We start from the raw sequence: 16,379 nt of genomic DNA, 5'->3' as shown, positions 1-16,379 counted from the left end.
CTCGGATTAAAACAATGAGAATCTCCAGCCCTTTTTATCTGTGCTAATTATATTCCATATATTTTCAAAGCGACGAGCTTTTCCGGGTCGGTTACCTTGATGCCGTCCTGGCGCAGGCGCTTAATGTATCGCGGCGTCACGTTATGAATGCGCATGGCAATTAAATCTTCGACATCAACATCTATGATTCCGAGTTCCTCGAGTTGTTCGATAAATCTCGGCGTTACATTATGAATTTTCATCGATACCAATTGTGATGGCTTGATATTGGTATATCCGAGTTCGGCCAGTTGTTCGAGATAGCGCGGGGTGACGTTGTGAATCTGCATAGACACCAATGTCTCAAGACTGACTCGCTTGATACCCTGACTTTTCAATTCGCGAACGAGATCGGGATCGACATCGTGGATTCGCATTGATACGAGTTGATCAGCGTCGATATCCTCGTAGCCCAGTTCATTAAACTCGCTAATAAAATCCGGTTCCACGTTGTGAATCTGCATGGATACTAATTGATCGGTATCCAGGTTTTTGTATCCCAGCTTTTCCAGATCGCTGATGTAATCGGTAGTGACGTTATGTATCTGCATAGAGACTAATCGCTCGGCATCCAGATCACTTATGCCCGATTCTCTCAGATCGCTGATGTAATCGGGAGTGACATCGTGGATTTGCATAGATACTAATTGTTCGGCGTCCAGATCATGAATGCCTGACTTTTCCAGATCGTTGATGTAATCGGGAGTGACATCGTGGATTTGCATAGATACTAATTGTTCGGTATCCAGGTATTTGTATCCCAGCTTTTCTAAATCGCTAATGTAATCCGGAGAAACGTCGTGTATGTGCATTGATAATAGCTCATCTTTGGATAGGTTGTCATAGCCTAAATCAGCCAGGCCGCGGACAAAATCAAGTCGTATATTGTGTATCATAAATGCCAATTCATCCCTTGATTTGCGGAGCCTGACACCATGATTTTTCAATTCCTCAATGTACTCCGGGTTTACCTTAAAGTACATTTCACCCTCGCCTTCAATATCATCGCCGGAATTATCATCGCGAACCATGTAGAAGGTGCCGGCGTCGCGCTCAATCATATAGCCCCAATCGGTGGGAGTTAGAATGCGTTCCAATTGTGATTCGGTGAAGGTATTTACATTTCTACCACCGCGATCAAAATCTATTTGTAATTGATATTTTCCGCGGCGTTTATCGATTTCCCAGTATCCCCGGAGATCTTCGTCATCCGGTTCGAATGATTGGGCAATTGATTTATCCGGTTGGGCGTAGGCGTTCGGGGCGGTTCCGCCCAGCAAACCCAGACCGGCGGTGAATATGACTGCCATTAATATTATGGTAGTGAGACCAAAACCGGACAAATTGCGATTTGTGGTTTCTATCTTAAGCATTCTATTTATCCTCCCTATAAGTGTTCTGCCCCCGGCCGCCACGGCCAATTGGGGTGCATTGCAGCGCAATCCCGCTAGCTCAGTCAACGCCCGGGCGTAAGCGATGTTATCGCCGCTTAGCGAGATTACTTCTTCATCGCAACATAGCTCCCGTTCGATTCTGATTTGTCTTGAGATCAACCAGGCGGCGGGATTGAAAAAGAGAATAGTTTCAAACATTTTTTGGAGATAATTGATTAACACATCGTACCGACGGATATGGATTAACTCATGCGTCAGCAGTAGTTCGATCTGTTGCACCGACAACCCGGAAAATGCCGACAAGGGCAAGAGTACAACCGGTTTAACGGCTCCGATGACACAGGGCATATTTATTTTGGATGATATGAGAATTTGCAGGGGACGCCTTAATCCAATTTTGTTGCCTAATTCTGTCCATCGCGTTTCCCATTGAGGGCTGGCTTTTGAAATCTCTCGACGGGTGTAATTGTGCGCCCGAAACCATCCGGCCAGATGATAAAACGAAAGAATCATCATGCCAACGTACCAGAGCAGAAATATCCCGGTTGACATCGGCGGAGTTGATATTGTTTGAGGAAAAGCTTGCGATGTTAAGGGTGTTTGCGCCTGTTGGTCTGAGGCGGGTTGCACAACGGTTGCGTTATTCGACTTTGGCTGAGCGTTGAGTTGAGCTATAGATTCCTGATTTCCCGAAAACATCAGGATCAGGGCTGTCGTTACAAAACAAGCCATTAATCCGGCCATCGCCGAGCAAGAAAGCGCGTAACGAAGTCGTACATTATCGCGGACGATATTCAGGGCGACAAATAATAAAACCATAATGACACCGCCCTGCCAGAGCGAATGGATTATTGCCCACGAAAAGGGTCGGACAATAGCTTCCAATGTGAGAAGTAAATTACTTATCATCCCGGCGGCCCTCCATTTCGTCCAGCAGTTTTCGGATTTCCGCCAATTCTTCTTTGGATGTAGGGCGGGAACTCAGGGCTTGCATAATCAAGCTTCCGGCCGAACCGTCAAAGACCTTATTAACCAGATGGATGACCATTGATTGCTGTGTCTGTTTGATTTCAATAGCGGGTGTATAGATATGAGCTCTCTGGCTTTCATCCCGGCTTACTAATCCTTTTTCGCTCATTATCTGGAGTATTTTCAAAACGGTCGTATATCCCCGTGGAGATTTGCCGGATAATAATTGGTGAACATCTTTAACCGTGCTGGGGCCGTTGGCCCAAAGGACGTTTAATATTTCGAGTTCCGCGTCGGTTGGTAATGATTGCCTGTCCGTCATAATTTTGTCTCTTGGTTTATTGTTTTCTACTATCATTTTCGTACGAAGTTGTTCGTAGAAAGTTTCATTATTTTGAAAAAATCGTAATTCATTGCTATCACAATTCTTAGCTCGATATAAAATTTGTGATTTTAATATCATCGTCATAAAATTATCAATTTATGAGGGGTAATAAATGTTTTTTGTAGTTTTTTCCAAATCACTCAATCTATCTTCTGCAAAAGAGCATTTTCCGGAAGGAAGCCATGCCCAGGATATTGATTATTGGCGGGACAGGGATGTTGGGACGGCCGGTTGCCGTCCATTTATTAAATGAGAATTTCCAGGTTCGTATTTTTACGACAAATGAGAATAGGGCAAAGGCATTTTTTGGCGACAGAGTGGAATACGCCCCGGGTGATGTCGGTAATATTGACAGCCTTCGAAAGGGCATTGAGGGCTGCGATGCGATATATATCAATCTAAAAGGGGGACCGTTGCCCGCCGATTATATCCGGATTGAACAGGAGGGATCGAAAAATATCTATCGGGCGGCTTTGGAAGTCGGAGTCAATCGCGTCGTCCAAATCAGCGAAGCTCGCGCCGATAAAAAGCATTCCCAATTTATTCATGAAAAAGTTAAATATGAAGCCGAAAAAGTTATGGTCGCCTCGGGGCTTAATTATACGATTTTGAAACCGACCTGGTTTTGCGAATCATTACCTCTATTTTTAAAAGACAACAAGGCCGTTTATATCGGAAGCGGAAAAACACTATTTCATTTTTTGGCGGTCGCCGATTATGCTCGCATCGTTGCCGAATGTTTTAAGTCGGATAAGGCGAACAATAAGATATTGACGATATTTGGCCCGGAAGCGATGCCGATTTCCGAAGCATTACGTCGTTTTTTGGAAATATGCCATCCCGATATTGCAATTGATAGACTCCCGATCTGGCTGGCCAAATTCTCGATGTTGTTTATGTTCAATAAAACTTTGAAATCGGCCGTGAACCTGATGGCCTTTTTTGATAAGCATGGCGATGATGAAGTGGAGACTTCCCCGGACGAAGCCGACCGGCTATTCGGCCGCAGCACGATCACGGTCGAGGAATGGGCCAAAATTTACCGAAAGATTGTTAAGGGGGTTTAGGCCAGATCAAACAGAAAGAATTCACAGCCGGTTTCGGCTTTGAATATAATATCTCTCTCGCCGCTTATCGCCGCGCCGTCTCCGGAGTAGAGTTTATCGCCATTAATGTTTAATTCACCCGATGCCAGTTGAATCCAGCCGTGGCGTTTTCTATCAAACCTGTAGGTAAGCGACTGGCCGCTCTCCAACGCCGAATCATACATATAGACATCCTGATAAACGTGAATAGTGTTATCCTTGCCATCGGGCGAAACAATCATACGCAGCATGTTCTGTTTTCCGGGAAAAGGAAATGTCTTCTGCTCGTATTCCGGATGGCGGCCCTTCTTGTCCGGCAATATCCAGATTTGAAAGAGATGCGTGGTCGTGTATTTGGAATTGTTCGACTCGCTGTGGAATATCCCCGAACCAGCCGTCATCCTCTGAACATCTCCGGGATATATCGTTGAACCGTCACCCATGCTGTCCTTGTGGGTCAATTCCCCCGACATCAGATAGGTGAAAATTTCCATATCCTCGTGAGGATGGGTGCCAAATTCGGTAGCGGGTTGGATTTTGTCCTCGTTGATGATGCGAAGCGCGCGGAAGCCGGTGAAGTTGGGGTCGTTATATTGCGCGAAAGAAAATGTATGATAAGTATCGAGCCAGCCATGATCGAAATGGCCGCGCTCTTCTGATTTACGTATTTTAATCATAAGGCTGCCCTTGTTCAATGTTTTGGATATCTAACAACAAACAAGACGGCGCAACGTTCCCGGAGAAAAAACTTGTTGATTTTTGGTATTACTTCGTAATACTTTAAGGAAATATTGATTTGGAGTCGCGGTTATGAAAAAACATAAAGATGAAGTAATAACATTCAAAGTCGATGAGACGCTGGCTGAGGCTCTCAAAAGCGTTCCCAACCGGTCCGAGTTTATCCGCGCGGCGGTGACCTCGGCTCTGGCGTCGACCTGCCCGTTATGCCAGGGAGCCGGATTTTTGACGCTCAGCCAAAAGGACCACTGGGATAGTTTTTCCCACTCTCATTCGGTCAAAGAATGCGATGATTGTCATGAAAAGTATATTTCATGCAAGCACACTATGAAAAAGATCATGAAGCAATAATGTGGATATTGGATAAATATGAAATGGTTTTGCGCAGGCTTTGTCTTTTCGTAATTATCTTTGCGCTGTTTTTCAGTAATCCCGGTGCTGATGCGCAAGAGAATAATGATAAAACAGATGCGTTCGTCAGTATTGTGCCTCAGAAATATTTTGCGGAAAGAATTGGCGGGAATTTTATCGACGTATCGGTTTTGATTGGGCCGGGACAGTCCCCGGCGACATACAACGCCACTCCGAAACAGATTGCCGCTTTATCCAAATCAGATATATTTTTCGCAGTCGGGGTTCCGTTCGAAGAGCGTCTTCTGAATAAAGCATCCAGACTATTTCCGAATATAAAAATTATAAAAACTCAGGATGGAATAAAATTGCGCCTCATGGAAGATCACGCGCATGACCATCGTCATGAGGATGAACATCATCGCGGCATATACGATCCTCATATCTGGCTCGATCCGCAATTGGTTAAAATACAGGCTGAAAATATTTGCAGCGCACTGAGTGAAAATTATCCACAGCAAAAAATATATTTTGAAGCGAATCTTGAATCGTTTGAATCTGAACTGGATTCTCTGGATTTACTCATAGCGGAGCTACTATCCGAATATTCCGGGCGGGGTCTATTGGTCTTTCATCCCGCTTTTGGGTATTTCACTGACCGTTATGGCCTGAGGCAAATCGCGGTGCAAGTGGAGGGAAAAGAACCGGGCGGAAAGCGTTTGGCGAAATTGATTGATTTTGCACGACGGGAAAAGATTGATGCGATAATCGTGCAGGAGCAATTTTCGCAAAGAACCGCGCAATCGATTGCCGATGAAATCGGATGCGAAGTGATATCGCTTGATCCATTGGCTATGGATTATTTGAGTAATATGATGTCCATGACGCGATCAATCAGGAAGGCTTTGAGCAGATAGAAGTTTTACTTATGAATAACGAATCGGTGGTCATATTCGAAAATACGTCATTCTCCTACAATGGACGCCTGGCATTAGTGGATGTCAATTTGCATTTCAATCATCTCGATTTTATCAGCGTCGTCGGGCCCAACGGCGGCGGCAAGACGACTATGCTCAAATTGATCCTGGGATTACTAAAACCGGATAAGGGCAGGATAAAAGTTCTCGGCCAATCCCCTGAAAAGGCTCGGAAGTTTATCGGATATGTGCCGCAGCATTTTCAGTTCGATCCTCAATTTCCTATTCGTGTCCGGGATGTGGTTTTGATGGGGCGTCTCAATAACGGCAAAAGCTGGGGTGGATTTGGAAAAGAAGATCAACTGGTAGCCGAAAAAAGCCTTGATGAGGTTGAGATACAGAATTTAGCGCTTCGTCCGTTTGGAGAATTATCGGGCGGACAGCGCCAGCGAGTATTGATTGCTCGGGCATTAGCTACTAACGCCAGAATATTGCTGCTGGACGAGCCGACGGCGCATGTTGATCTCGGCGTGCAGGACGAAATTTATAATCTTCTCCAAAAGTTGAATGAACTGATGACGATTGTCATGGTGACGCATGACGCTGGATTTGTCGCGCCGTTTATCAAATCGGTCGTGTGCGTCAATCAAAAAGTGGTCATGCATCCGACCCATGCCGTCACCGGCGATATTATAGCAAAATTATACGGCGGAGAAGTCCGCTATGTCAGTCATAGCGACGTTACCTGCCCGCATACCGAAGATTGTGAACGATGCGCCCTACTCCAGAAAACTGTAGAGAATTTACAGCATAAAGGCCACAGGGAGAATTCATCCGATGATTGAATTCTGGTCGGCGGTGGGAGAATATCAATTTTTACAATACGCCTTATTGACCGGGATTTTGGCGTCGATTGCCTGCGGAGTTGTCGGCAGCTATGTCGTAACGCGCCGAATCAGCTATGTTGCTGGAGCGATTTCTCATTTCATATTGGGAGGGATGGGAGCGACCAAATATTTTAATGTAGTTCATGGGTGGAATTGGCTGGAGCCTCTCCATGGCGCGGTTATTGCGGCTATTTTGGCGGCCCTGATTATCAGTCAGGTCAGTGTCCGGGCCAAACAAAGAGAAGATACTGTTATTGGCGCTCTCTGGGCGATGGGGATGGCTGTCGGCATTTTATTTATTTCGCAAACCCCGGGTTATAACGAAGATTTGATGAGTTATCTGTTCGGGGATATACTCTTGGTTACGGCGAACGACTTGTGGTTGATTGCGACCCTGGATATTTTCGTGATAGCGATGGCTTTCATATTTTATAATCAACTCCAGGCGATCTGCTTTGACGAAGAATTCGCCCGGTTGCGAGGCGTCAATGTCGAACTTTTTTATCTATTACTTTTAATCCTGACGGCGATGACGGTCGTATTGCTCGTTACCGTTGTCGGCATAATTTTGGTCATCGCGCTGATAACTTTACCGGCCGCGATAGCCGGACAGTTTACCAATTCATTGGGACGGATGATGGTTCTCGCTACTATATTGAGTTTGTTCTTCACGACCCTCGGATTGAGCTTTAGCTACGGCCCCAACCTCCCGGCCGGAGCGGTGATAATAGTTGTGGCGGGGATTATATATTTACTGACAATATGGATTTTAAGACTGAGTTCAATGTTCGTATCGCGAAGAGCCGAATACTAAACCTATATAATACTTGCGGAATTAGTCCTAGGATTTTTGGACATGGCATCTGGATAAATTATTGAATAGACAATACTTAAAAGCAATCTGTAAAAATTATCAAAAAATTGATACCCAAGAGTGGCGATCAACATAAAGAGTAGAATAATTGGAAAAAGTAACAAAAATATAGGTGATCTTTTTATGAAATTCAGACATAGGCATAAGCTCATCCTGTTTAGTAGGTGTTTAACATCATTTCTTATATCATGATCATCGATACTGTTTATCAAATCATTCACATAAATTATACCTTTACTAAGTTCACTTCTTTTCCATAGAATTATAGGGATAAAGAAAAAAACATTGGTTTTATGAGTAAATCTGATACTCGAATTAAACATTTCTCTTAAAACAAGATACGATTCAGAATTATTATCTATTTTTCCATCTGCGGCAATATCAAATAATTTGTCGCGCAATTCAAATAATTGCTGGCGGGTCACATCAATAACATATTGTCGCCATAAAAAATATATAAATATAAAAGCACAGCCAATGACAATAACCCCTGAAGTAGCATTCATGTATACATTGAAAGTATCCATTTTATTCCTCTTTCGGGGTTTGACCAGTTTCGGTTAAACCGCTGGATGTTCTATTTGGATCTATTTGTATTTCCAAATCTTTGATTCTACCCTGTAAATATTTAGTTTTCCTATATCTAAGTCGTTGCTGTAGCACGCCGTAAGAACCAGCTAAAAGGAGCAAAACCCAATAAATAATTTTTTCAATGCCTATTTTCGATAATACATGAAAAAAAACATTAACATCAGCATCAGCCTTAATGTTTATGTCAGCTTTAAGAACACCTCCAGTCATTGAGTCTATGGTCAAATAAGTACAAATTAAAAAAACAACTATGATTACAGAGACAAACCCAAATCTGATTAAGCCATGAACTTTGTCGAATACATCAAACCATAGTCTTATACGCTGGTCATCGGTAAATTTATTCATTTTTTCTACAGATATTTCGATAAATAATTAAATTTCGCCTAACATTATACTAAAATGCACAATTTATTGAATATCGTCAATGATTTTTTATGACCTCAAAATCTCCCTACTGAAGCTTATGCTTAATAAACTCGGCAATTTCGTATTTTCATCTAAAATACTGCACTTTTTGTCGCTATTTACACTCTCTGTCAGTAGCAAAATTATGATCTTTGGTTTCTATTTTTTCATCCTCCGTCAATTTTAGCCTGAAAACATCGAACATGGTGACGAAAACTGCGGCGATAAAGGGGCCGAGGACAACACCCAATAACCCGAACATACCGATGCCGCCCATGATTGAGATAAATAACAGCATCGTGTGCATTCCAGTTTTGCCGGAGACCAAAAGCGGCCGCAGGAAATTATCGATTTGACTGACAATGACCGTTCCCAGAATCAAAAGCAGTATCCCTTTGACGATCGATCCCGAAAAAATCAAAATAATCCCGGCCGGAATATATACCAAAAACGGGCCGACGACAGGTACAAAGGCCAGAAAAGCCATGAAGGCGCCCCAGAAGACAGGAGATGGCAGACCCATTATTAAAAACAGTAGCCCGCCCAAAAAACCCTGAATCAATGCCACTACCACCCCGCCGTACATAGTTCCTTCAATAACTTTGCGAAGATGGTTGAAAGTACTTTCGGTTTTATCGGGCGAAATGGGAATGATTGATTTTATCTGTTTAAGAAGGCCGGAGCCGTCACGGAAAAAATAAAACATGAAAAAGACCATCAGGAAGAAATGGAAGATAACTATCCCGGCGTTGGTTAGAATTTTAGTCGTTTGCGTCAGGGCTACTCGCGAGACGGCCTGCAATGATTTTTCGATAATCACTCTAAGATCGAGCTGCGAAATATCAACATAAGGTTCCAGTTTATCCTGAACCACCAAATACATCGGCGAGTTTTTTATATCAATCAATTTATCAAGATTGCCTTCGTCAACCCACGCCCGAAAATGATCAAAAGTCGTGATCGCTTCCTGAACCAAAGCTGTTCCGATATATACCGCCGGACCGATAATCAACAGCACTATCAAAAGAGTAAGTAAAAGCGAACGCAGGTTAGGCGAATTTATATATTTTTCAATTTTCTGGTATAGGGGATAAAAAATGATCGCGAATATCGCTGCCCAGCATAAGGGGACAAGAAACGGAGCCAAAAGACGGTAAAAAAGATAGAATGACACGGCCACAATGCCGAGGAAAATCGTCATCAACAGATGTTCTTTTTTCATGAAAGCCGCCTTTGAAACGGCAGAGGCCGGGCCGGACAATAATTACTGCTTGCCGTTGTCTTTTTTATCTTTTTTCTCTTCTTTTTCCAGCGCTTCGAGTTCGGCCGGGTCGATTTCGATCCGGGGCTGGGCGATCCCCAGCCAGCGCTGATACCATTTCCAGTTTTTCTTTTGCTCTTTATATTTTTTCTTAATCAGTTTCTCTGTACGATACGAGACGGTGTCGAGCCGTTCAATTTTCTGGAGCAGGTTTTCGATATTTTCCCGACGTTCCAATGCCTGGCGGAGATCATCATAATCCTTGATAGTGAAAACCGATTGCACGATCGGCTGAAAAAAGACCATCGCCTGCGCCCCGATATAATTGAGCGGTTTGACCGATTCGAGAAACATGATCGCCGGAACCGCCATCCGCCATTGGATAACTTTCTGGGCGACTTTCTCCAATACGGCGTCTTCTTCAGGGGGAATATTAGTCGGGTCTTTAGTCGGATCACTTCCCGAAGAAGAAAACATCTGCTTAAAGATACTCATGCGTCATCTTTCTCAAAATCAATTTTGGATTTTACGATTTTCATGACCTCGTCTTTGTTCTTCTCAAATTTTATATAGATACCGCGGAAATTTTCCAGCCGTGTCGGCCGCGCGAAAGGCGAAAGCAAGACCCCGTTTTTATCCGGATAATACGAGCGGTACTGCGACCATTCCTTGCGCAGAGCCTGGGTCTTGGTTTTGACGATGAAATGATCTTCATAAAAGAAATAGCGGGTCGGGAAAAAGAACCCCGATAACGCTCCAAAAAGTATGACCGCTCCCAAAAATGTCATGAAAGCCGAGTAGGTAACAAAATAAGTCAGGACAAGACAGATAAACATTACCAGAATAACGAGAGTCGATACGGTTCGATTGCGTTTGATGGGGTGGCAGAGATATTCGTAAAGGGGGGCCGGTTTCGAGCCGGTCGAATTTACCAAATCGTCGTTCTGGATATTTTTGTTTTTGGCTTCCATACGGCAATTAGTTTTCGCTTTGCTCCGGAGGCGGTTCTATTTTGTAGCGTTCTTCTTTGACCTTGTTAAGATATTCCATGAGTTCTTTGGGGTCGATCATTTTTTTGTCCACCATGAGCCGGACGAGTGCTTCCTGGGCGAGGTTATTTGAGAGGGTTAATTCCTCAAATGTAATTTCCCGCACTTGCCCATTGACGACAAGTTTTAACGCCGGGGGTTTTTTATCCGTCATAATAAACCTTTCTAAAGTTCCGATTCGCCGCCCTCTTGCAGGTCGAAACCCCTGCGGTTTCGACATTGCAACAACTCGAGTTTGTGGGTCGGGTTCCAAGCGCAGACCCGAAAGGGTCGATGCGAAAAACTCGACACAGTTTTTAAGCGCCAAATCAGTTTTATTTACAGCACGTAATAATACGCAAAAAGGAGATAATTTACAAGAGGTGGAGGGAGATGATATTGGCTGAAATACAGTGAGTGTTTTCTGATTTCAGAGAACTATATTTCGCGGCGTTTACTTGATTTGTAGCGATAACTCTCGAGTTATCGGTAGAACCGTAGATCAAAACTCCTGCCTTTTTTATTGCCTTACCTGCCTCACAAATCTGTCATTCCCGGGTTGACTTATAAATAAAAAATTTTACTCTTGTAGGTGAGGAAATCCTATGGCCTTTAGCGAACCTGAAAAAAAAGAATACGAGATAGCAGCGGGTGCGTTTCTTGAGAAACGCAGACCGCCTGAGAACATTCGGGATCAACTGGACATCGGGTTCAGGATCAAGGGTCAGAGTATCGAAATAATCGAAATTCGACCTGTTTGGAATAATCCCGAAGAGAAAATGGAATCTCCTGTCGCCAAAACAACATATGTGCGAAAACAGAATGTGTGGAAGGTTTATTGGCAGAGGGCTGATTTGAAGTGGCACGGCTATTCTCCCAAACCAGAAGTCAGTAGCATTGAGGAATTTCTTGATTTGGTAGATGAGGATGCAATGTGCTGTTTCTGGGGATAACTCGAAATGCGGAGATAGATTCGTCTATGAATGTATATTAACCTATTGATGCATTTAAAATCAATTTATTCAAAGGCCATGGAGAAAATATGCGTGCCAGATTAGTTATTATAGTTGTATTAAGTCTATTCATCTCAACTACGATAAGTGCAACCGATATCACGACCGCGATTGACTCCGGCTATATCGATCAAGTCAGGGATATTTTGCAGCAGAACCCGGATCTTTTGAATTCAAAAGACGATGAGGCACTGACACCTCTAAATAGAGCATCTTACAAAGGCCAAATAGAAATAGTCAAGTTACTTCTGGAAAAGGGCGCCGATGCCACGATTGGCGATAATGAAAATAGCCAGCCGATACACAACGCAGCTATCGCCGGTTATATTGATGTTGTAAATTTGCTGCTCGCTCACGGGGTAGACATAAATGGGCGGGATAACAATGGCATGACGCCACTGATGTTTGCTGCTGCGTATAGACAGCGGGAGGTGGTGGAACGACTGTTAGTACTTGGCGCCGACATTTACCTCAAGGACAATATTGGTCGCCCCGCGTTTTTTAAAGCTCAGATGTCCAGACGGGTTGAAATCGCCGAACTGTTGGTTCAATCGGGAGTAGATGTTGACGTTATATCGAGCAAACCGTTTGCGCCCATCACCTGGGCTATCAGAAACGGTGATTTGGCTATGATAGAAATGCTTGTTGTCAACGGAGCCAATATTCAACAAACCACTCCACTCGGCGAATCGTATCTGCATTTTGCGGTTTTCTTCAATAAGCCGGAGCTCGTGGAGTATTTTATTAACAATGGAATTGACGTAAATACTGTTAAACTCGGAAATCTGACACCATTACACATTGCTGCCGTTGTGGGTTTTTCAGACATTGCTGCATTTCTGATTGACAAGGAAGCCGAACTTAATATCCGAAGCACCGACGGCGGCACCCCGCTCCATTTTGCCCGGGCGGCAAGAAATCATGCTATAGTGGATTTATTGCTGGAAAAGGGAGCTGAAGACGGCCCGCGTAATTTTACGGAATATAGGGGAAAGTATCTGGGTGCGAAAACGCCTGGTGATGAACCCGAGCCTTTTGTTCCGGAATTATTTCAGGATATTTACAGACCTCACAGCCCGCCGGTGTTTTCGCCTGACGGAAAGGAACTATACTGGCAGGCTATGTTTATGAGGGGCGTCAACAATGCGTCCCGAGTTTGGTTCATGAAAGAAGAAAATGGATTATGGCAGGCGCCTCAAGTGGCATCCTTCGCGGATTATCCTTCGGGTGGACCTTTATTTTGCTCGAATGGCAACAAACCTCATATACAATTCCATGAAACCCCGCGACGATACCACCGATTTGGCTGAGGATCTTGATTTGTGGATGGTGGAAAGGAGCGGCGAAGGCTGGTCCGAGCCAATTCACCTTAGCTCTCCACTCAATGCCGATGGATCCATGGAATCGTATTATCATTTCGCCGATGATGGCACAATATATATCCGGAAAGGCAATCGCGGTTTTGTTCAATATGGACTTATTGATGGAAAGTACGAGGAGATTGGAACCGTAGGCGACTTCTTTGATACTGATTTCGTCGATACGTGTAAATCGATGAAGCATATTATCCTGAGTTCGGATAGGCAAAGGGATAGATTCCATTTTGAACTTTTTGTTAGTTTCCATGAGCCAGACGGCCGCTGGACAGAGCCAGTGTATCTGGGTGATAGACTGCATCAGGGCGAAAGAGTGGAATATGGCCAAATCTCACCTGATGGAAGGTACATGTTTATTAGCAGGGACTTCAGATTCTACTGGATTGACGCAGGAATAATTGAAGAACACCGACCCTGAGCCGAGCGCGCAACGTCTTTTGTTGCGCGGGTGGCCCGTCCGAAAAATAAGCGAAGCGCTTTTTCGGGTGGGATTCCCGCATCTATCGTTTGCAATTATCTCATACATTTTATGCATTTTCCGAAATCATCCGCATATGTAATATGGAACATATTGCAAATAAGCAATCACCGGGTTAAGTATGAATATGCAAATTTTATGTCGTGTTTCTCGCTATCGCTCGGAACGCCGACCTACGGCAGGTGGTCATTGTGGATGTGAAAACTTTTAAGGAGAATGCGAAAAAGCAACCCTGGAAAACAGTTAATGGGCTATGTGTTCAGGATGGAGAGACCATAAAATTTGAAAGAAATAGCGGCAGATACTTATCAGAAAAGCATGTGATTAAGGGAATCTCAGATAAGCAGAGACCCGTTGAAATTCAATTAGATGATATGCGATTCATTAATGTTAGGCCTCAACCCACAGCGGCCAACAAAATCGTGAAAGTTACAGCTACGACAGTAATTTTAGGTGGATTCCTTCTCTTATTGCTTTCCAATGTTGAACTTGATTACGATGTAATGTAGCATATTGGCATCGAATGGTCATCGAGAGCAACTCTTGACCATTCGAGGCGATTTTTGTATTTTCAAAATTATGAAAGGGACATACCGTGTTTTTGAAACCTTTCTATCAGAAATTCAGCTTGCAGCATTAGGTTTTCGCAAAATAGGTCAAAGCGCACATAAAAGGAGGGTCTATTATGCCGGTGAAAAGATACTTTTCATAAGTGGGTCGTTAGGGCTGGGACATATCGTCCGGGATTTGGCCATCGCCAAAGAACTACGCCGGGTCCTTGCGCCGGGATCTTCTCACTGAAATATCCATCTATCGCCTTGGTTAAATCATTAGCAGACAGGTCCCCGGCTGTTGATGTGGCAGCAAATACATACACTGTCGATAATGTGGCTACAATAAGCCTTAATACTGAAAACATATTTCTAATCATTGTCTCTTTCTCCATTGTTATTGGATTAGACGTTTTTCATTCCTTCGGTAAGAGTGTTCCTCGTCATGCAATTGTTTGAAATGTATCCATCCTCTTGGCGGATAATTTGCATGCAAACATTGAGCGCGTTCGGCTCGTGCTCCACGGTGCGCGAATCGGCAGTTTCACACAGGCTCCGGTCAATCGCACAGCAATGTCTCAATTCCTCAAATGTGTCGGCTGGTGATGCGGTTGAAGATGCGACGTTCTTTGGCGTGGAACTCGATAAAAACGATGATGAGGAAGAAGAAAAGAACATCATTAGAATCAGCGCCAGGAATGCGGCGATGACAATCGCTATGACGATAGTGCGCCACATGATTCCTTGTTTTGCTCTCCTGTAGGCGATTAACTCGTCATTCTGAGTGAGCGGAACTGGCGTTTTTTGCGACAATGCCGACGCGGCAGATTGTTTTACCAGTTTTGCAAGTTGCGGGTCAGCTTCGAGATACTTCTCAACAAGCTTGCGAGACTCTTCGCTCAGCTCGTTGGCAAAATACAGTGGCAGTAAATCCAGAATTACATTTCGTGATATTTCCATGATTAATAGACCTCCTCTTCAATAAAAGTTGCGATCAGCTTCTTGCGGACTCGGTGTATCTTCACCTTGGTATTTGCAAGAGACAGACCCAAGACACGCGCGATTTCGTCGTACGACAATTCATGCTGAACGCGGAGAATAAAAGCAGCACGATCGACCTCCGATACAGTTTTCAACACATTCCAAACTCTCCGCAAGGCTTGTTTGGACTCGACAAGTCTGTCTGGTCCGGGGGCGGGATCCGGATAATCATCTTTAAGATCTACCTGGAGCTTTCTCTTTCTCTGATGTTCCAGATAGATATTTCTGGCAATCGCAAAGAGGTATGCCTTGAGGGTTTCGGTCCGGATTTGACTCCGCCGTACCCACGCCCGCACAAACGTATCAGAAGTGATATCCTCTGCCTCCGAACGGTCGCCGGATAACCATAAGGCGAAGCGATAGATGTCGTTAGCATAAGATTCATACAAGTTTCGGAATTCAAGCATAACACTCCTCTAATCATTTATCTACTCATGATATGCACAAGCCGGCAAAAAGTTACAAAGTATTTGGAGTGGGTGTTTCTTATTCCGTCAGCTCTTTAGCGCGGCAGTACCCCGCCGGTCATGAGATAAATCTTGTTGCCGCTATTTTATATTCATGGTCGTTGCAGGCAGATGTGAAACTCCGCCGTCCGCGAAGTTAAGTTGATTCTATCTTATGCAAAACCATTAATTCATAATGTCTATTTATAAGAGGTATTGTCTTTCCAGAGCATATTTACAAATTTCCAGCGTTTTCCATCTTTGTATAAATGTATTAAATTTATTCCTCTTTTAAGCGGCTCTGCATCATTTATATTAGCTCGCGCTTCATAAGTACTAATAACGGTTGAAATGTTTTCAAATACTTCTATATTCTGCACGGACCAGGTTTCAAAAAAATCATGCTGATTCAAAATACTTTCAAGTCGCTCTATATATGATTCGATGTCCATGGCTGATGGGAGTGGAGCATCATCGCCTGCGGGAACGGGAATAACAGTTGCTCCGGTTATGAAAAGAGAACGCATTCTGTCCCAATCGCGCTTTT

At 43.9% G+C, this 16,379-nt stretch carries 21 protein-coding genes; 9 read left to right on the top strand and 12 right to left on the bottom strand.

Features of this window, described 5'->3' with window-relative positions:
* Positions 1-47: 47 nt before the first annotated feature.
* On the bottom strand, positions 48-2,342 hold the full coding sequence (locus tag V3V99_04845) for a M56 family metallopeptidase (protein MEE9441976.1): 2,295 nt from the start codon (positions 2,340-2,342) through the stop codon (positions 48-50).
* The gene (locus V3V99_04840; protein ID MEE9441975.1) at positions 2,332-2,724 is read right to left on the bottom strand and encodes a BlaI/MecI/CopY family transcriptional regulator; all 393 of its coding nucleotides are present in this window, start codon (positions 2,722-2,724) and stop codon (positions 2,332-2,334) included. The genes V3V99_04845 and V3V99_04840 overlap by 11 nt, the downstream gene beginning before the upstream one ends.
* A 245-nt stretch (positions 2,725-2,969) precedes the next feature.
* On the opposite strand from V3V99_04840, the gene V3V99_04835 reads away from it, so the two are divergent.
* Entirely contained in the window at positions 2,970-3,854 is an 885-nt protein-coding gene (locus V3V99_04835) for an NAD(P)H-binding protein (GenBank protein ID MEE9441974.1), read from the top strand.
* Here the strand turns inward: V3V99_04835 and V3V99_04830 are convergent.
* A complete protein-coding gene (locus V3V99_04830; GenBank protein ID MEE9441973.1) occupies positions 3,851-4,549 on the bottom strand; it encodes a pirin family protein in 699 nt (232 codons plus the stop codon). The genes V3V99_04835 and V3V99_04830 overlap by 4 nt on opposite strands.
* 133 nt (positions 4,550-4,682) lie before the next feature.
* Between V3V99_04830 and V3V99_04825 the strand changes: the two genes are divergently transcribed.
* Genes V3V99_04825 through V3V99_04810 form a run of 4 tightly spaced genes read left to right on the top strand, consistent with a single transcriptional unit; the run spans position 4,683 to position 7,579 of the window.
* Positions 4,683-4,961, top strand: a complete 279-nt coding sequence (locus V3V99_04825) for a ribbon-helix-helix domain-containing protein (GenBank protein MEE9441972.1) — start codon at positions 4,683-4,685, stop codon at positions 4,959-4,961.
* Positions 4,925-5,878 (top strand): zinc ABC transporter substrate-binding protein, encoded by a 954-nt coding sequence (locus V3V99_04820; protein ID MEE9441971.1) that lies wholly within the window; start codon positions 4,925-4,927, stop codon positions 5,876-5,878. The genes V3V99_04825 and V3V99_04820 overlap by 37 nt, the downstream gene beginning before the upstream one ends.
* A gap of 11 nt (positions 5,879-5,889) precedes the next feature.
* On the top strand, positions 5,890-6,723 hold the full coding sequence (locus tag V3V99_04815) for an ABC transporter ATP-binding protein (protein MEE9441970.1): 834 nt from the start codon (positions 5,890-5,892) through the stop codon (positions 6,721-6,723).
* Positions 6,716-7,579, top strand: coding sequence for a metal ABC transporter permease (locus tag V3V99_04810; protein MEE9441969.1), 864 nt, complete (start codon positions 6,716-6,718; stop codon positions 7,577-7,579). The genes V3V99_04815 and V3V99_04810 overlap by 8 nt, the downstream gene beginning before the upstream one ends.
* 2 nt (positions 7,580-7,581) lie before the next feature.
* On the opposite strand, the gene V3V99_04805 is transcribed toward V3V99_04810, so the two are convergent.
* The 6 genes from V3V99_04805 to V3V99_04780 all read right to left on the bottom strand — a co-directional run bounded on the left by V3V99_04805 (position 7,582) and on the right by V3V99_04780 (position 11,102).
* On the bottom strand, positions 7,582-8,166 hold the full coding sequence (locus tag V3V99_04805; protein MEE9441968.1) for a hypothetical protein: 585 nt from the start codon (positions 8,164-8,166) through the stop codon (positions 7,582-7,584).
* Position 8,167: 1 nt separating this feature from the next.
* On the bottom strand, positions 8,168-8,578 hold the full coding sequence (locus V3V99_04800) for a hypothetical protein (GenBank protein MEE9441967.1): 411 nt from the start codon (positions 8,576-8,578) through the stop codon (positions 8,168-8,170).
* A 175-nt stretch (positions 8,579-8,753) separates the two neighbouring features.
* Positions 8,754-9,860, bottom strand: coding sequence for an AI-2E family transporter (locus V3V99_04795; protein ID MEE9441966.1), 1,107 nt, complete (start codon positions 9,858-9,860; stop codon positions 8,754-8,756).
* 42 nt (positions 9,861-9,902) lie between these two features.
* A complete protein-coding gene (locus tag V3V99_04790) occupies positions 9,903-10,394 on the bottom strand; it encodes a hypothetical protein (GenBank protein ID MEE9441965.1) in 492 nt (163 codons plus the stop codon).
* Positions 10,391-10,870, bottom strand: a complete 480-nt coding sequence (locus V3V99_04785; GenBank protein ID MEE9441964.1) for a hypothetical protein — start codon at positions 10,868-10,870, stop codon at positions 10,391-10,393. The genes V3V99_04790 and V3V99_04785 overlap by 4 nt, the downstream gene beginning before the upstream one ends.
* Positions 10,871-10,877: 7 nt before the next feature.
* Positions 10,878-11,102 (bottom strand): hypothetical protein, encoded by a 225-nt coding sequence (locus V3V99_04780; GenBank protein MEE9441963.1) that lies wholly within the window; start codon positions 11,100-11,102, stop codon positions 10,878-10,880.
* Between the two features lie 430 nt (positions 11,103-11,532).
* On the opposite strand from V3V99_04780, the gene V3V99_04775 reads away from it, so the two are divergent.
* The 4 genes from V3V99_04775 (at position 11,533) to V3V99_04760 (ending at position 14,303) form a co-directional block, all read left to right on the top strand.
* Positions 11,533-11,880 (top strand): DUF3024 domain-containing protein, encoded by a 348-nt coding sequence (locus V3V99_04775; GenBank protein ID MEE9441962.1) that lies wholly within the window; start codon positions 11,533-11,535, stop codon positions 11,878-11,880.
* A gap of 89 nt (positions 11,881-11,969) precedes the next feature.
* Entirely contained in the window at positions 11,970-13,250 is a 1,281-nt protein-coding gene (locus tag V3V99_04770) for an ankyrin repeat domain-containing protein (GenBank protein MEE9441961.1), read from the top strand.
* Entirely contained in the window at positions 13,243-13,734 is a 492-nt protein-coding gene (locus V3V99_04765) for a hypothetical protein (protein ID MEE9441960.1), read from the top strand. Before V3V99_04770 ends, V3V99_04765 begins: the two co-directional genes overlap by 8 nt.
* Before the next feature lie 251 nt (positions 13,735-13,985).
* Positions 13,986-14,303: a hypothetical protein gene (locus tag V3V99_04760; protein ID MEE9441959.1), complete on the top strand. Its 318-nt coding sequence runs from the start codon at positions 13,986-13,988 to the stop codon at positions 14,301-14,303.
* A 447-nt stretch (positions 14,304-14,750) separates the two neighbouring features.
* Here the strand turns inward: V3V99_04760 and V3V99_04755 are convergent, their stop codons facing one another.
* The 3 genes from V3V99_04755 to V3V99_04745 all read right to left on the bottom strand — a co-directional run bounded on the left by V3V99_04755 (position 14,751) and on the right by V3V99_04745 (position 16,359).
* Positions 14,751-15,305, bottom strand: coding sequence for a hypothetical protein (locus tag V3V99_04755; protein MEE9441958.1), 555 nt, complete (start codon positions 15,303-15,305; stop codon positions 14,751-14,753).
* Positions 15,306-15,307: 2 nt separating this feature from the next.
* Positions 15,308-15,793, bottom strand: coding sequence for an RNA polymerase sigma factor (locus V3V99_04750; GenBank protein ID MEE9441957.1), 486 nt, complete (start codon positions 15,791-15,793; stop codon positions 15,308-15,310).
* Between the two features lie 239 nt (positions 15,794-16,032).
* A complete protein-coding gene (locus V3V99_04745; protein MEE9441956.1) occupies positions 16,033-16,359 on the bottom strand; it encodes a hypothetical protein in 327 nt (108 codons plus the stop codon).
* Positions 16,360-16,379: the final 20 nt, after the last annotated feature.

It is taken from the genome of Candidatus Zixiibacteriota bacterium (assembly GCA_036480375.1).
Taxonomy (GTDB): domain Bacteria; phylum Zixibacteria; class MSB-5A5; order GN15; family JAAZOE01; genus JAZGGI01.
This window is presented reverse-complemented; position numbering and strand designations above follow the sequence as displayed.

Bases quoted from the DNA above. Each gene is read 5' to 3' on its own strand.
- V3V99_04840 (MEE9441975.1), bottom strand. From the start codon at position 2,724: ATGACGGACAGGCAATCATTACCAACCGACGCGGAACTCGAAATATTA.
- V3V99_04825 (MEE9441972.1), top strand. From the start codon at position 4,683: ATGAAAAAACATAAAGATGAAGTAATAACATTCAAAGTCGATGAGACG.
- V3V99_04755 (MEE9441958.1), bottom strand. From the start codon at position 15,305: ATGGAAATATCACGAAATGTAATTCTGGATTTACTGCCACTGTATTTT.
- V3V99_04830 (MEE9441973.1), bottom strand. From the start codon at position 4,549: ATGATTAAAATACGTAAATCAGAAGAGCGCGGCCATTTCGATCATGGC.
- V3V99_04795 (MEE9441966.1), bottom strand. From the start codon at position 9,860: ATGAAAAAAGAACATCTGTTGATGACGATTTTCCTCGGCATTGTGGCC.
- V3V99_04750 (MEE9441957.1), bottom strand. From the start codon at position 15,793: ATGCTTGAATTCCGAAACTTGTATGAATCTTATGCTAACGACATCTAT.
- V3V99_04790 (MEE9441965.1), bottom strand. From the start codon at position 10,394: ATGAGTATCTTTAAGCAGATGTTTTCTTCTTCGGGAAGTGATCCGACT.
- V3V99_04745 (MEE9441956.1), bottom strand. From the start codon at position 16,359: ATGCGTTCTCTTTTCATAACCGGAGCAACTGTTATTCCCGTTCCCGCA.
- V3V99_04810 (MEE9441969.1), top strand. From the start codon at position 6,716: ATGATTGAATTCTGGTCGGCGGTGGGAGAATATCAATTTTTACAATAC.
- V3V99_04775 (MEE9441962.1), top strand. From the start codon at position 11,533: ATGGCCTTTAGCGAACCTGAAAAAAAAGAATACGAGATAGCAGCGGGT.
- V3V99_04800 (MEE9441967.1), bottom strand. From the start codon at position 8,578: ATGAATAAATTTACCGATGACCAGCGTATAAGACTATGGTTTGATGTA.
- V3V99_04815 (MEE9441970.1), top strand. From the start codon at position 5,890: ATGAATAACGAATCGGTGGTCATATTCGAAAATACGTCATTCTCCTAC.
- V3V99_04785 (MEE9441964.1), bottom strand. From the start codon at position 10,870: ATGGAAGCCAAAAACAAAAATATCCAGAACGACGATTTGGTAAATTCG.
- V3V99_04820 (MEE9441971.1), top strand. From the start codon at position 4,925: ATGCAAGCACACTATGAAAAAGATCATGAAGCAATAATGTGGATATTG.
- V3V99_04780 (MEE9441963.1), bottom strand. From the start codon at position 11,102: ATGACGGATAAAAAACCCCCGGCGTTAAAACTTGTCGTCAATGGGCAA.
- V3V99_04845 (MEE9441976.1), bottom strand. From the start codon at position 2,342: ATGATAAGTAATTTACTTCTCACATTGGAAGCTATTGTCCGACCCTTT.
- V3V99_04835 (MEE9441974.1), top strand. From the start codon at position 2,970: ATGCCCAGGATATTGATTATTGGCGGGACAGGGATGTTGGGACGGCCG.
- V3V99_04770 (MEE9441961.1), top strand. From the start codon at position 11,970: ATGCGTGCCAGATTAGTTATTATAGTTGTATTAAGTCTATTCATCTCA.
- V3V99_04805 (MEE9441968.1), bottom strand. From the start codon at position 8,166: ATGGATACTTTCAATGTATACATGAATGCTACTTCAGGGGTTATTGTC.